We start from the raw sequence: 14,024 nt of genomic DNA, 5'->3' as shown, positions 1-14,024 counted from the left end.
CCTGTTGGCGAAGTCTACAAACCTATCAACACGGCAAGCTTGTCCGGCATCAATCAGCCAACTGGTCGAGAGAGTGGCCGAGGCTGTGAGGCCGCAGGGTGAACTGGCGGACTGCACGCGCATCTGCGACCAACGCCTCAGCGAGTTAGCTTACTCCTATGTCCGCTCTCATTCGGCCCAGCCCGGCGCTCGCCGCAATCTGCCGCCGCTTCCATGTCCGCCGGCTCGATCTGTTCGGCTCCGCCGCAACAGGACATTTCGACCCCACTGAAAGCGATCTCGATTTCCTGGTCGCCTTTGAGGAGTCGCTTCCCCCGGGCGAATACGCAGAGGCGTATTTCGGCCTCAAGGACGCGCTCGAGACGCTGTTCGGCCGTTCCGTCGACCTCTTAACGGAACCAGCGCTCGAGAATCCCTATCTCCGGCGCCGCATTCAGGCCGAAAAGCGTACGCTTTACCCGGTGGCCCAACGCGATGCTCGGTGAGCGGGCTGCAAAGTATCTCTGGGATGCAAGCCGGGCCGCAGAACGCATCGCTCGCTTCACGGCCGGATATTCGACCGCTACCAAAGCGACGAGATGCTCCGAGCAGCCGTATCTCTCTCTCAGATCGTCGCGTTTCGCAACGTGCTCATTCATGGCTATGCTTCTGTCGATGATCGGCTCGTTTGGGACGTCGTCGAGAGCCGCCTTCCGGACCTTCGCGCGAGGCTCGAGGAACTCCTGCGCGATATTTCCGATCCACTACGAGAGTCATAAGCGGCAGGCCGAAGGCGACCTGCCGCTTGCTTGATCAGATCGCACCCAACGTTTGCTTGGCGCCCGTCACGGGCCGCAGTCCCGGCTGGCTATGTGATCGCTCCATCTGCGAAGGCGGAACGGCCCTCGTAGATGCCGAACTGCAGGAAGTGCTGGAGCGGATTCACGCCCGCGGCAGCCACATCGGCGTAGGCTGCCAGGTAGCTCGACGTGTCGAATGCGGCCGATGGATCACGGCCCTCTTTCCAGCCATAGGTGTTGTAGTGGTCCAGAGGATTCACCCCTGCCGCGGCGACGTCCGGGTTCGCAGCAAGATAGGCACTGGTGTCGAAGTAGGCGTTCGGGTCGCGCTTCTCCTTCCAGCCAAAGGTCTGGAAGTGAGAGGCCGCACTCACTCCGGCCAAGCCGACATCCGGATTGGCCAGAAGGTAGAACTCGGCATCGAAAGTGCCTTGGATGTTGGTGCCGACTGCAGCGTAGATCTGGCGCCCTTCCGCCTGCCCGAAGGCGAGATAATGCTCAAGCGGATCGATATTCGCCGCCTTCACGTCGGGATTATGCTGGAGGTAGAGGGTCGTATCGAACTTCGCGGAGGCATCCCGTCCTTCGCGCCAGCCATGCTGGTGATAGTGGTCCAGCGGGTTGATGTCGGCTGCATTCACGTCAGCATTGGCCGAGAGATATCCGTTCGTGCTGAAGAGGGCATTCGGATCTCGGCCCTCATGCCATCCGAAGTCGCTATAGTGCTGGTCAGGATCAACACCGGCCACGAGGATGTCGAAGTTATGGTCAAAGTAGAACCTGTCATCAACGAGAACGAATGCATCGTTGATGTCGACGCGAGGCGCCCCACCCTCAGCATAGGCTCTCAAATTGTTGAGAAGATCCGGGACCGCCGCGATCTCATTGGCCTCCGGAGTGGGGCGCCCCTGCGCCAGATTTCCTAACGCATCCTCGCGGAGAGCGTCCCGCTCGCCGGGGCCGAAAAGCTCGGGGTGTCCGTACCTGTTTTCGATCTGATCGACCAGCGCGAGTTGAGTTGCGCCGCCGTACAGATGGCCCTCATCACTGAGTTGAGCATCCGTGAGACCCGCAATGCCACGGATAAGCTGGAGATCCGCCTGGGCGAAGGCCAGCCTGTCGATGGCTGTGGCATAGGCAAGATCATGCGCTTGAAACAGGGCGTCCAAGGAGTCGACAGGATCAGCCGCCGGCGGTGTCTGGCCCGGCTGCAGAACCACGCCGCCGGAGTAGTGCGGCCCGCCGTAGTTGCCATAGGTCGGAATGGTGACGTACGGGGTTGAGACGGTAACGAGCCAGTTGATCGACACAGAGTCCTCCATTCAGCATCGAGGTGCTCGGAAAACCTTTGAACGCACTCTAGGCGATCTAAGTTCCCGGGAGTGGACGCCTGGCCGTGGAGCTATCGCGGAACTCACAGGTGGGTATGCTCTCGACGTGCGGAAGAATGCAGGATCCGGCGCGGGTTCCCCACCAATGCCTGTAACGAAGGCGGCGAGGAGACTGGCGCATCGCTCGCGCACGCACCGGAAGATTAACCGGTACATGCGCAAGGCGCCTGCGATCACTGGAATAGAGAAACGCGCCCTCGTCTCCAATCCTATGCTGGCTGTGAGCCCGGCCCCATCTCTCAGCCTGCCGCATGCGCCTCCAGCACCTCGTCCAGGGACCCGTCCAGGACGACCTGTCCTTCCTTCAGCAGCACCGCCCGGTTGCAGTACTCCCTGAGCATCTCGGGGCTGTGCGAGGCCAACACGAGAATTCGCGACTTCTCGACGATCTGCTGCATGCGCGCTTTCGATTTCTCAGCGAAGCCCGCATCCCCGACGCTGATCAATTCGTCGAGCAGGAGGATATCCGGCTGAACGGCCGTGGACACTGCAAAAGCAAGACGCAGGGCCATGCCGCTGGAATAGGTTCGCATCGGCAGGCCCATGAAGCCGCCGAGTTCCGAGAACTCCTCGATTTCCGGAGCGAGTGCCTCGATCTCCTTGAACGTGAGCCCGAGGATCACGCCGCGCAGCACGATGTTCTCGCGCCCCGTCAACTCTGCGTCCATCCCGAGGGCAAGATCGACCAGAGACGAGATCTTGCCACGGATCTCGACGGAGCCGTGGGTCGGCTCGTAGGCACCCGAGAGCACGCGGAGAAGGGTGGACTTTCCGGCTCCGTTATGGCCGACGAGGGCCAGACGATCCCCAGGACGCAGATCGAGATTGACCTGGCGCAGGGCCTCGATTGTGACGATCCCGCTGCCCTGCCCCTCGATGTGACCGCCGACGCGGCGCAATACATTCGTTTTGAGCGAACGTCCACGAGCGTTGTAGATTGGAAAATCGATCCCGACGTTACGCAATGCGATGGATGCCACCGTCAACTCCTCAGAGCCAATATACGATGCGAGGCCGGTAGCGCCGGAACAGTGGCCACGCAATAAGCGCGAGGGCCGCGATCGTGAGGAGCGCCAGCGCATAGGTCAGGAGCCCTGGCACACGCCCGAGGAGCGGCTCCGAGACGATGCGGAGGAAGGCTGCGAATGGGTTCAACCCGACGATATAGAGCGCCTGCACGCCGAGCTGATCGCTCCGCCACATGATGGGCGTGACGAAGAACATGACCTGGACGAAGTTCTGAATGATCTGCGGCAGGTCGCGGAAGCGAGTGCAGAGAATGGCGAGGATCAGGCCGGCCAGGAACCCGGCCACAAGAATCAGCAGAAGCCCAGCGAGGGCAGCCAGCCAGGTCCAGGACGGGGCGACGCCAAAAATCAGGAAGACGATCGGCAGTACGATGATGTTGTGCCCGAAGGCAACGAGATTACGGACGAGCACGCGCAGGATGAAAGTCGATTTCGCCATCGCCTGCTGCCGCAGGAAGCTCTCCGCCTGGATGAAGGCGCTCGTACTATCCAGGATGATGCCGGAGATCAGCGTCCAGATGATGTAGGTCGTCGCGAGATAGGGTAGATATTCCGTGATGGGTTGCTTGAAAAGCGTCGAGTAAACGACACCGATGGCCGTGATGAACACCGCCACGCTGAGCGTGATCCAGAATTGCCCGATGCGGGAGCGGCGGTAGCGTTGGCGAATATCGCCAATGCCGAGGAGCCACCAGATGCGCCAGCTCTCGAGCCCTTCCCGAACGTCGCGCCATGCACGGGCATGAGAACTGCTGGCCGCGAACGCCAGGTCCTGGGAACCTGCCCCGATCATGGCCGTTATCGCTGATCCTGTTCTGCTCATTCCTTGAGAGGCCCTCTCATGATCCTGTCAGCCCCAGCAAGGCACCACGGCATCGGGAACGCAATGGCGGTGCTTCTAGCGTCACCAGCGCTGATGTCCAAGCTGCGCTGTGCGGCTGCTTGCTTCGGGCAATTCGCCATAAGGTCCAACCTGGGCCTTCAAGGCACATAGCGACCATCGGTCGCGAGTGACCGGTCACAACGGCATCGAGGTGTTGATGTTTGCCGACCGGCCCATCTCGCCGACTGGGGCGTCCTTGTTTGTCGGGAGCCGGATCCAGGACGAGTTCGACTTCGAGTTCTATCTGCACGCCAATCGGGATGTCGCGCAGGCCGGAATGGATCCGCTCGACCACTACAACAGGTTTGGATGGCGGGAGGGCCGGGACCCGAACGCCTATTTCGACGCGATCGCGTATCTCGCGGCGTATCGGGACGTGTAGGCTGCCAGCGTCAATCCCCTGCGGCACTATCACGAGTCGGGTTGGCGCGAGCGACGCGATCCGTCCGGGCAGTTCGACACTCGGGACTACCTGGCGCACTATACTGACGTGGCCGCGGCCGACCCGCTGCAGCACTTTCTGCAATGGGGCTACCGGGAAGGCTTCTCGAGCTTCGCAGACGGTGTGATTGGATAAAGACTCAGGAAACCGTTTCACTGTTTTAAGCGCACTGAACTGAATCGTGATTCCATCTCTGTTTCCCGTAGTTATAGATAGAGATGCTGACCTTATCGTGACTCGGTGCGCACTCGGACCCGCCAGCCAAAGCAATCGGCAATCGAGACCCTTGGTTTTAATCTACGTTTAAGTATTTCCTAGTCGCGCGCTCTTCCTCAAGACGAAGAAAAGATCGTCAGAACGGATTGTCCCCTTCTCAATGTGGTTCCGTTCGATTACTTGGAGCAGCCTCGCAATTGACATATGACAAGGGTTGTCCGGGTTGAAATTGCCTGCTCTATACTGCAGTAGCCAGCGCAGAAGAGTTCCACCCATCGGCTTGATTTCGACAATAGGAAAATTCGCGAATAGTAAAGTACGAAGATCAGAGCTTCTGACCGACTCCGACACGTCTGCGTTGCGCACCTCCTCAATGGTGGCGTAATGGAACGACGGATTTACATGACAGCTTTCGAACCGGAGATCATGCTTCAATTCGTCTGGTAATATCGCGTCGAGTTCGTTAATAATGGGCCGGACATCGTACTCGACCTGAAATCGCGCTGGTCCGAAGTAATCAATTCCAATAATTATGCCGTCCTCAGCTAGCAGGTTATTAATGGCCGGTAAAAATTTTTCAAGATCTGCAGCATGATGGATCGAGTGACAAGTAAACACAAGATCAAACTTTTCCGCAATCGCGTGTGGAGCGTTGAAGTCGTAGAACTCAAAACGTGCTTCCACACCGTCTATCTTGGCGAACCGTTCCGCGGCTGCCCGTCTCAATTCAGAATCATATTCAAGACCGAGAACTCGAGATACCGGCCAGCCGAACTGAAGCAATGACTCTTCAATATGAGCGGCCCCACAGGCCAAAGACACCATTGAGAGCCCTGTTCGCCGGTGGTCGCCTAAGGCGCGTACAAACTTCTCTCTGGCATAGATCGCCCAGTGGCCACCCTCTTCTAACTCCCGACCTGACACTAACTTGTTAACGTAATTGGCCATGTTTGGCGCGTGCATCCAATCCAGAAGAGCTCGCGATGCCTTCCACTCCTCACTGAGAGTGGCTCTTGTGGCAGTTTGATAGTCTTCCATAGCCCTTCAATCCCATCAATGTCGAGAACATCGTATAGAACATCCATCCGCCAGGTTTCAACCAAAGCAGTAAGAACCGACAACTCTGCTTTGGTGTAATAGCACATAAACCTACATCGGTAACCAGTAGCTAGAGCCAGCTGTGGTGGACTAAAGTAATAATGGAACACGTTCCGCGATTGTTTCGAAACCAGCGAAATGTGCGGCAACCACAGAATCCCTTGACAACTCTCAGTAGCTCTTTAGCTGAACGCGGCGGTCCAATTCCGATCAGAAAAACACATGCCGGCGCAACCCCACGTGCGGAACGATCAACCCACTCGCTCCCCGCGCACGTGCTTGATTGCAGCCATCCAACTGGCCCGATATTGTGCCGCAATGTTCACGTTAGAAAAGCGCTCTCGAATGTCGGCAGCATGCGCTTCTGCGTTCTGACGATACGCACGGAGGTCCGTGCGCCACTGCTGAAATACCTCCCACAACGCCTCAGATCCGCCGTCAAGTGGTGCAATGAGCCCGCTCCCATGCTCACTCAAAATGACGTCAATGTCCCCAACATTCGTGGCCATTGCCGGTTTCCCCAAGGCGAGCACCTCCAGTAGAGCTATCGGAAGGCCCTCAAATTCGGAAGTTATGATAAGGCCGTCCATCATGTTCACTATTGTGCTCAGATCCTCACAGTATCGAATCATCCGCACGTTTCGAAGCTCTTCACGCTCGATGTAGGCTTCACATGCAGCGCGCAACTCTCCGTCGCCGACTATCAAAAACTGGTCCCGTAATCCATGGTTGGCCGCACGTTTAGCTAAGCCCAAATACTCCAAGGGGCGTTTCTGAGCCGTGAGACGCCCGATAAAAGCATAAATGCGCGCGTCAAGTGGCATCCCCGCATCTTGCCGCAATGAGCGCTCCAACTCCTGATCTCCCTTCTTTAGGGCAAGTTTCTGGGAATCGATCGAAGAGTAAATGAGGTCAATACGGTTAGCTGGAATTCCGATATCACTCACGAATTTGTTCATGATCTTCCGCGTTGTAGCAATAAACCGGTCAAATGACTGGATCCCCCGTTCGCGGTACCGATTAATCCAACCATGTTCTGTATCGTAGACCTGTTGATCCACTATAGGGATATTGGCAAAAACTCGCCGAATCCGATCGGCATTGTCGGCCAGCCAAGGCGAGCCGTTGCAGATCCAGACAAGGTCGGGCCTAAAGTGACGTCTTAACAGATCGATGATTAACAAATGTCGCGCCGGCTCGGCGGCTTCACCCAAGTCAAGCACTGGAATTTGGAGATCATCAAGTTGATGGTGTAGGCTCCCTTGGTGCTTCGCGAGGCGTTCCGACGTTACGATCACGAAATCGTAATCGGCCCTTAAGATCCTTAGCACCTCGACCATGTTGCGCTCGACACCACCGACCGCAAGAAAGATAGGCAAAACGAAACAGAGCGGTTTTTCTCCAGATCTCATGGGCATCCGGAGAGTAACCTCACATTGAGAAACTCTAGCGCAACCTGATCCGTCGGTGAGACCTGGTATCGTAACAGTTGCGCCTTCTAGGCGCGCGTTCTGAAACCCTGTCAGGCTCGTCAACTCGACTATCCGAGTTCGAGCGTCTAGCTGTGGCACGTTGCGGATGATCCGGCCTCGCATAGGTATTTGAGGTGTCTTTCCTTCGAGGAAGAATTGACGCGCCCGCTCGTTCATCAATACGTTGTCGGAAAGGCTTGAAAGTGCAACAATTGGCGGCTCGTCGAGTGTTTCCGAGACAAGCATGAAATCGTACGGGGCCGCCACCAGCGCCAGCGCGGCATTGTTCAGGGCGCGAACAGGCAATGGTCGCTCCATTGCTGCCAAGTGAACCAACTGATCTTTCCCAGCGGAATGCTGTATCGACACTGCCGAAGGGCCGCCAGAAGGGGTCGAATCAACTGCAATAATCCGTGAATATTGCCCATTCGTGTTCACCGGCGGGCAATAGCGGCCGAGATGTCGGTTGCTTTCAAGGGCCTCGCGTATTTGCTCGTCGCGCTCCAACTCGGGGAAGTCGTTTAGAAATCTCGCAAAAAGGCGCACGACCTCGCCATCCACATGGGACGAGGGCTCTTTGATCGTGTTCGCACAATGCGCGCGATATATTGTTAGAGGATTGTACGTGAAAAGGCACCGACCGGTCACACAGGCGCGGAGGGCAAAGTCCCAGTCATGTACATACCGGTAATCGCGAAAGCCTCCAACTTGGCGAAAGAGACTTTTCCGGAAAGCCATATTGCTCGTCGTGGCAATGAAATTTTGATTGCAGAGCAGCACGAGCATCTCACGAGCGAAAAATGCCCGCCTATCGCGATCAGGCCGCTGCGGAATGGGGTATTCCGGATCGACGATGCCTCGCTTGGTCCCAATCAGGCGATCGTGCTCATCGCAGATGAGGAGAGACCCTGAAATAAAATCGCTCCGATTCGCTCGAACCAGGGCTTTTATCATGTCGAACCGGCCCGATACAAACTCGTCATCGGAATTCAGAACCGCAATCCATTCACTTCTCGCTGTCTCGATGAGCTGGTTGAGCCGATAGTGAGCGCCCTTGTTCCCTTCCCCCTCAGTTGTGAGGTCAACAATGCGTGGTCCGAATACATTCGACAAATGCCTTAGTAGGTCAGATGATCCATCACAGGATCCATCATCGACCACCAGAACCTCACTCACCAGATGTGAGCGCAGAGCGGAAAGGAGTGCCCGCTCAAGATATCGTCGGTGATTGTATACTGGAATGACTACCGAGAACATGGAGTTGTCAGACTGCCCCTCGAATTACTTGAACCCTAAGAAAATCGGCTTAGTGTCCGGCTCGGAGAAAACCTGCCTTCATGAACTCGTGCGCCGTAAGCTCATGGTCGATTACGCAATTAATATGCTGCGAGAACTTGTCCAAGATGTACTCGTAAGCTCCGCTGATATTGGACGTTGCGTCAGCCGAGGCGATTAGCAGGCCTTGCAAAAAGGACAGGTGGAATACTGCTGTAAGAAGATCATTGTGCCACGCCGCACGACCAAGCGCATGTTGCCGATCAAGAACCCTAACCCATGCCTTGATGCCCTCAATAATAGACAGATAGTCCGCGGAGGCACAGTTAGTAGCATTGGGCTGGCTCCGAAGCGATTGCATGAAATCTACTAAATGCAGAACTTCGACCATCTCTGGATGAATATCAAAGAGTACCTTTGCCATCATACCAGCAGCATGTTGCCGCGCCATGAAACCTTCGGCGGTATATGGATGAATGTGCTGCCCTATTGAGCCCGGATCATAGAAGATCTTGAATCCACCAACCTGCTTACTCAGGCGGTAGGCGAATTCTACATCCTCGAAAGCTGCGAGCGTGAGCTCTGGTCGAAACCCTTCCAACTTCCAATCGCTAACGACTGACTTCTTGACCGAGATGTTGATCGTATAGAAGAACCTGCAATCAAGCCAACTATATGGGATCATGTCCGCATACCCGAATTGCTCACCCCGGTGCCCCTGGATGTGAGCCATCACAAAATTGAAGTATGCGGGTTCTTTCGTTGGCCAAACGGCTTTGCCAAGAACGGCATAGCGGTCAGATGGAAAAGCGGCATGAATGCGGCTGTGAACGCGAAAGAAATCATCGTTCAGAGGCTGGATATCGTCTCCTAGGAAAAGAATAACGTCGTGCTTCGCGAGGGAACAACCAAGATTCCGTGCTTGACCCGGACCACCGTTTTCAACGCTGCGCCACGTGAGCCCCGGAATCTCAGCTTCAAGCTTGTGCAACACTTGCGGCGTATGATCCGTCGAACCGTCGTCGATGACAATAAACTCCAACGGCACACCGCCTGCATGCTGATTACAGATCCGCAGGGTTTCGCCGATCAACTCGGCTCGGTTATAGGTGGGGATCACAACCGATAGCGGTGCGAGGTAATCGGCAATGCTTGTCATCTGTTTTTCATGTTCGCAGGAATTACGAGAGCTTGTCAGGAATGGATAGCCGTTCCCTACGGTTTTGGGGCGTACCCCTTTGCTTGACCTGTTCGCAGATAGTGAATCAAGGGATTCGTCCCGTTTACACTTACATCGGGGTGCTGCTCGAGATACCAAGAGCTTCGGAACAGGTGGCTGGGATCCCGCCCTTCCCGCCCGCCAAACTCAACGAAGTGGATCAGCGGATCTACTCCGCTTTGTGCGACATCGGGATTGTGGTCGACGTACCACCGAGGATCAAACAAACCAGATTTCGCAATAAGAGCGGTATCCCGCCTTAGCTTCAACCGCGACAGCAGCCGCCCGGTTAGCGTCCAGACAACAAGTTTTGCAGAGCCTCTCGCAATTCGGCGTAATCCTCGCCGACGCTCCAAGACCAATCGAATTGGCGCCGTAATCCGCCAAGAGGTGCTTTGCAGGACGGCCTGTAGTTCCGCGTCGTGCCGCGAGGCTTGCGCCTTAGATGCTCTCTCTGGCTCGTCCATTGTAGCATGCCGCTGCGCAGCTTGCACCTGAAGCTGTTTCTCCACTTCGTCCGCTCTAGCGTGCGCGCGAGCAAGCCTTGCCGTTAAGTGCTCAGCATCCTCGGTCCTTCGCCGGAGTTGCACTTTCAATTCAGCTGCCTGCTCCGCGTCGGCCCGAATATTCTCTAGCTCGTGTACGAGGCGCTCCATCTCCGCTTCTCTTGTCGATGAGAGCGCTTCGTAAGACTGCTTTGCTTCGTCCCAGACTGTCTTGATCGCATTCCTGAGACGCGCGATCTCGGTCAAGTTCTGGCCGAGTGACGCAAAAATGTTTCTAATAGAAGCAGTGCCCGCAGAATCTAGCTCGAAAAGCCGCTTAACGACATGAGGTACATCGTCGCCGACTGCGAGAACACCTAAACCGTGCGAGTGAACGAATTCAAAATGGTGATGGGCAGTTTTGAGCTCCTCCCAGAAGCGCCATACACCGAACTGGTTTTCGTGAACGTTCGTGTCGTGAAATAGTACAATGGCGCGGTTACTGAGTTTAGGGCGCCACGTATTAAAATCGTGTTTAACGGCATCGTAGGTATGACAACCATCGATATGCAACAGGTCCACCGAACCATCACGAAAATAGAGCAACGACTCGTCGAACGTCGACTGAATGAGGGTTGAAAAGGAGCCGTAGAGCGGGTCATGAAATGCTCGCAACTCTTGGAGCACCTCGCCACCATAAAACCCGGCGTGCTCATCCCCACGCCACGTATCAATGCCATAACAGGCTGTGTCGAGCTTCGCCCGTCTTACCTCCTCGCAAAACGCGCAGTAGGACGTACCAGTGTGAACGCCGAGTTCAACAATGATCCTTGGACGCAGGGCGGCAACAAGCCACGACGCGAATGGAACGTGACCTGTCCAGGAGACGGGCAAGACAAGTCGACTAGGTTGTTCTACCGGCAGTCTGATCGAAAAGAAGTCACTAGGGCTTAAATCGTTCAATCTGGTCTCCTTTCCGAAGACTCATGTCTGTTCAAGGTCCTCTGGCAGGCCAGTAGCGCCGTCCGCGACCCGTTTGGGCCGCAGGAGTGCTCAAACTATCTCAAAGGCACCGGATATGTGTCTGCCTAATGATCCGACGCGCTACACGAAGTCAAGCTGTTCAGGGCTACCGGCCTAAGAATCCGTTCCTGCCAACCTCCGTGCGGTTCACAAAGAGATCGCCAGTGGATGCAGTTTAGCAGACTACCACGTCAGACCCTATTGAGACAGCAATCGGACTTGGATTTACGATCCCTTGTTCCGGCACGTAGTATCTAGAAGAGCGAAACTTATGACAGGCGCCGTTGCTGGCGCGGGCTCAGTAAGTCGTTCTCGCGTTGAGCCGAACTATGACATTTTTACTGCGTCTAATAGTGTCTCCGCTAAGCCCTGCCGGAAATCCGTCTTTGGCGCCCAGTCAAGTAACTGCCGTGCGCGCCGGATGTCGAGCACATTTACGTCGACGTCGGTTTTGCGTGAAAGGACGAACTCGCGTTCAAAGCGAAAACCGAGCACCGATTCCATTGCATCAACGACTTCGAGAATTGAACGAGCCCGTCCACTTCCCACGTTGATAATTACTTTGTGAGCAGTTTCCCGAGCAATGGAAGCTTCAATTGCATCGATAACATCGTCGATGAATATATAATCGCGCTGTGCTCTACCGTCGCCTATGATCTGCACTGGCTGCCCGAGGGAATAGCGCGAGAGCACAGCAGGTATTAGACCCTGCCCTTTTCGAAAGGCTTGGCCGGGACCAAATGGATTGGCGACACGCAAAATTACGTAATTCAGATCATCGACATAGCCATGCATCTGAAGATATTTTTCGATAGCTAGTTTCGTAAGGCCGTGAGAGCTGATTGGATTAGTAGGAGCGTCTTCTCGAATTGGCGTTTTGGCTCCCGGTCCGTAGACGGTACCGCCAGATGAAATAAAAATATACTTCTTGACTCCTGCCAATATGGCGCTTTGCAGAAACTCGACATGTGGGATGACATTGTCACGGATATCCAGGACATTGTAACGGTTCTGCAAACCGGGGCTTGACGTGCTGATCAGCTGAACAATTGTTTGAACACCTTGAAGAGACGAAGCCATTGTAAATGAGTCTTGGATGTCCCCCTCCAAGAAGTCGACACCCTTTGGGAACCGATCAATGAGATCGGTACCGATATGTCTAGATACTGCACGAACTGGGAGCTTCCTGGACACCAGCCGCGCTATCAAATGGCGGCCAATGAATCCGTTCGCGCCATATATTCCAATCATGAGACCTGATATCGCCTAGAATGGCAGAGGGAAGCTGGCAGGAGGTGGTTAACATGCAAATGCCGTTAAAGCTACCATTGCAACGCCGCTCGAAATTGCTAATCGTTTAGGTTGGGTTTGTGGTCGATGCCTTTGCATGCCTTATTGTGCGGTTGGCGAGTGTTGCACACCGCCTGTGCCGGTTTCATGCTCGAGACGATCGAGCGGGACGGTTCGGTCTCTAACAAGCGGCCACGACAACTCATACAGCAATCATGCGCTGCACCAAACCTTGAGACAGCAGGGTTTCGAAATATGGGATTGTTTTCTTTAGCCCTTCGCGGAGCGGCACCTTGGGTGCCCAGCCGAGTGTTTCCTGTGCCCGAGATATGTCCGGCCGGCGTTGTTTAGGATCGTCTTGAGGTAATGGCTGGTGGACTATCTTCGAGCGTGATCCGGTGAAGTCGATTATGAGCTTTGCGAGTTCGAGAATCGTAAATTCACCTGGATTGCCGAGGTTGATAGGCCCTGTGACATCGGCAGAGCTGTCCATCAACCGTACAAATCCGTCGACAAGATCATCAACATAGCAGAAGGAGCGAGTTTGTTCGCCGCGACCGAAGACGGTGATATCGCGATTCAGAAGCGCCTGGACGATGAAGCTCGAAACCACTCGACCGTCGTTTGGATGTGTACGGGGGCCGTAAGTATTGAAAATTCGTGCGACCTTGATCTGCAGCTTGTGTTGGCGCCAATAATCGAAAAAAAGGGTCTCAGCGCATCGTTTGCCCTCGTCATAGCATGAACGTGGCCCAATCGTGTTGACATTGCCCCAATAGGTCTCCGGTTGGGGATGGACGGTCGGGTCACCGTAGATCTCGCTCGTAGAAGCCTGAAACACTTTTGCACGAAGGCGTTTGGCGAGGCCAAGCATGTTGATTGCGCCAAGCACGCTGGTTTTCGTTGTTTGGACAGGATCTCGCTGATAGTGGATGGGTGAGGCTGGACAAGCAAGATTGTAAATTTCATCTACCTCTACAAAGAGCGGATGCGTAATGTCGTGCCGGAGAAGCTCGAAATGAGGATGGCTAAGCAAGTGCTCGATGTTGCGCCGCGCACCTGTGTAAAAGTTGTCAACGCACAGTACCTGGTATCCGTCGCTCAGTAGTCTCTCCGCTAAATGAGACCCCAAAAAGCCAGCTCCACCGGTAATCAGAACACGCCTTTCTAAATGCATAGCTTTCCCATTGCTCTTCTAGATCTTCAAGTCCGTGCGATCTGCACTCACGCGGGCTCTCCCGCCTCGGTGCCCCGTCCGACGCTGACATAGTTAAACCCTGCGCGTTGCATTTCGTCAGGGCGGTAGATGTTTCTGAGGTCGACGAGCACGGGGGCGTTCAGGGCGGCCTTGAGGCGCTCGAGATCGAGCGCCCGGAACAGGTCCCATTCGGTGACGATCACCAGCGCATCGGCACCCGCCGCA

Annotated in this window: 12 protein-coding genes and 1 pseudogene; 3 read left to right on the top strand and 10 right to left on the bottom strand. The window is 55.3% G+C overall.

Annotated features, from left to right (window positions below; all coding sequences use genetic code 11):
* The first annotated feature begins 158 nt into the window (after nt 1-158).
* Nucleotides 159-485: a nucleotidyltransferase family protein gene (locus tag BN1233_RS18085; protein ID WP_046864956.1), complete on the top strand. Its 327-nt coding sequence runs from the start codon at nt 159-161 to the stop codon at nt 483-485.
* A 93-nt stretch (nt 486-578) separates the two neighbouring features.
* Nucleotides 579-758: a HepT-like ribonuclease domain-containing protein gene (locus BN1233_RS51120; protein WP_052763842.1), complete on the top strand. Its 180-nt coding sequence runs from the start codon at nt 579-581 to the stop codon at nt 756-758.
* A gap of 89 nt (nt 759-847) precedes the next feature.
* On the opposite strand, the gene BN1233_RS43030 is transcribed toward BN1233_RS51120, so the two are convergent.
* From BN1233_RS43030 to BN1233_RS18065, 3 genes and pseudogenes are all read right to left on the bottom strand, one after another.
* Nucleotides 848-2,089, bottom strand: coding sequence for a phospholipase A2 family protein (locus BN1233_RS43030; protein WP_052763841.1), 1,242 nt, complete (start codon nt 2,087-2,089; stop codon nt 848-850).
* A 320-nt stretch (nt 2,090-2,409) separates the two neighbouring features.
* Nucleotides 2,410-2,997 (bottom strand): annotated as a pseudogene (locus BN1233_RS18070) (ABC transporter ATP-binding protein); the annotation flags it as partial.
* A 163-nt stretch (nt 2,998-3,160) separates the two neighbouring features.
* Nucleotides 3,161-3,991 (bottom strand): ABC transporter permease, encoded by an 831-nt coding sequence (locus tag BN1233_RS18065; RefSeq protein WP_046864953.1) that lies wholly within the window; start codon nt 3,989-3,991, stop codon nt 3,161-3,163.
* A 247-nt stretch (nt 3,992-4,238) separates the two neighbouring features.
* Between BN1233_RS18065 and BN1233_RS43025 the strand changes: the two genes are divergently transcribed.
* The gene (locus tag BN1233_RS43025) at nt 4,239-4,463 is read left to right on the top strand and encodes a hypothetical protein (protein ID WP_063776631.1); all 225 of its coding nucleotides are present in this window, start codon (nt 4,239-4,241) and stop codon (nt 4,461-4,463) included.
* Between the two features lie 363 nt (nt 4,464-4,826).
* Here BN1233_RS43025 and BN1233_RS18055 read toward each other — a convergent pair whose 3' ends face one another.
* The 7 genes from BN1233_RS18055 to BN1233_RS44765 form a co-directional block, all read right to left on the bottom strand.
* Entirely contained in the window at nt 4,827-5,777 is a 951-nt protein-coding gene (locus tag BN1233_RS18055; protein WP_046864952.1) for a class I SAM-dependent methyltransferase, read from the bottom strand.
* A 311-nt stretch (nt 5,778-6,088) separates the two neighbouring features.
* Nucleotides 6,089-8,566 (bottom strand): glycosyltransferase, encoded by a 2,478-nt coding sequence (locus BN1233_RS18050; RefSeq protein WP_074078316.1) that lies wholly within the window; start codon nt 8,564-8,566, stop codon nt 6,089-6,091.
* A gap of 49 nt (nt 8,567-8,615) precedes the next feature.
* Nucleotides 8,616-9,743, bottom strand: a complete 1,128-nt coding sequence (locus tag BN1233_RS18045) for a glycosyltransferase family 2 protein (RefSeq protein WP_046864950.1) — start codon at nt 9,741-9,743, stop codon at nt 8,616-8,618.
* A gap of 56 nt (nt 9,744-9,799) precedes the next feature.
* Complete coding sequence (locus BN1233_RS43020; RefSeq protein ID WP_053086443.1) at nt 9,800-11,251, bottom strand: class I SAM-dependent methyltransferase; 1,452 nt, start codon at nt 11,249-11,251, stop codon at nt 9,800-9,802.
* 387 nt (nt 11,252-11,638) lie between these two features.
* Nucleotides 11,639-12,562 carry an NAD-dependent epimerase/dehydratase family protein gene (locus BN1233_RS18035; protein ID WP_046864949.1) on the bottom strand — a complete coding sequence of 308 codons (924 nt, stop codon included), beginning with the start codon at nt 12,560-12,562 and terminating at the stop codon, nt 11,639-11,641.
* A 241-nt stretch (nt 12,563-12,803) separates the two neighbouring features.
* Nucleotides 12,804-13,778 (bottom strand): UDP-glucuronic acid decarboxylase family protein, encoded by a 975-nt coding sequence (locus BN1233_RS18030; RefSeq protein WP_046864948.1) that lies wholly within the window; start codon nt 13,776-13,778, stop codon nt 12,804-12,806.
* A gap of 47 nt (nt 13,779-13,825) precedes the next feature.
* A partial coding sequence (locus BN1233_RS44765) for a UDP binding domain-containing protein (RefSeq protein WP_048707836.1) occupies nt 13,826-14,024 on the bottom strand: 199 nt, incomplete at its 5' end.

This window comes from Microvirga massiliensis, from assembly GCF_001006805.1.
Classification (GTDB): domain Bacteria; phylum Pseudomonadota; class Alphaproteobacteria; order Rhizobiales; family Beijerinckiaceae; genus Microvirga; species Microvirga massiliensis.
This window is presented reverse-complemented; position numbering and strand designations above follow the sequence as displayed.

Bases quoted from the DNA above. Each gene is read 5' to 3' on its own strand.
- BN1233_RS18085 (WP_046864956.1), top strand. From the start codon at position 159: ATGTCCGCTCTCATTCGGCCCAGCCCGGCGCTCGCCGCAATCTGCCGC.
- BN1233_RS51120 (WP_052763842.1), top strand. From the start codon at position 579: ATGCTCCGAGCAGCCGTATCTCTCTCTCAGATCGTCGCGTTTCGCAAC.
- BN1233_RS18065 (WP_046864953.1), bottom strand. From the start codon at position 3,991: ATGATCGGGGCAGGTTCCCAGGACCTGGCGTTCGCGGCCAGCAGTTCT.
- BN1233_RS43025 (WP_063776631.1), top strand. From the start codon at position 4,239: ATGTTTGCCGACCGGCCCATCTCGCCGACTGGGGCGTCCTTGTTTGTC.
- BN1233_RS18055 (WP_046864952.1), bottom strand. From the start codon at position 5,777: ATGGAAGACTATCAAACTGCCACAAGAGCCACTCTCAGTGAGGAGTGG.
- BN1233_RS18050 (WP_074078316.1), bottom strand. From the start codon at position 8,566: ATGTTCTCGGTAGTCATTCCAGTATACAATCACCGACGATATCTTGAG.
- BN1233_RS18045 (WP_046864950.1), bottom strand. From the start codon at position 9,743: ATGACAAGCATTGCCGATTACCTCGCACCGCTATCGGTTGTGATCCCC.
- BN1233_RS18035 (WP_046864949.1), bottom strand. From the start codon at position 12,562: ATGATTGGAATATATGGCGCGAACGGATTCATTGGCCGCCATTTGATA.
- BN1233_RS18030 (WP_046864948.1), bottom strand. From the start codon at position 13,778: ATGCATTTAGAAAGGCGTGTTCTGATTACCGGTGGAGCTGGCTTTTTG.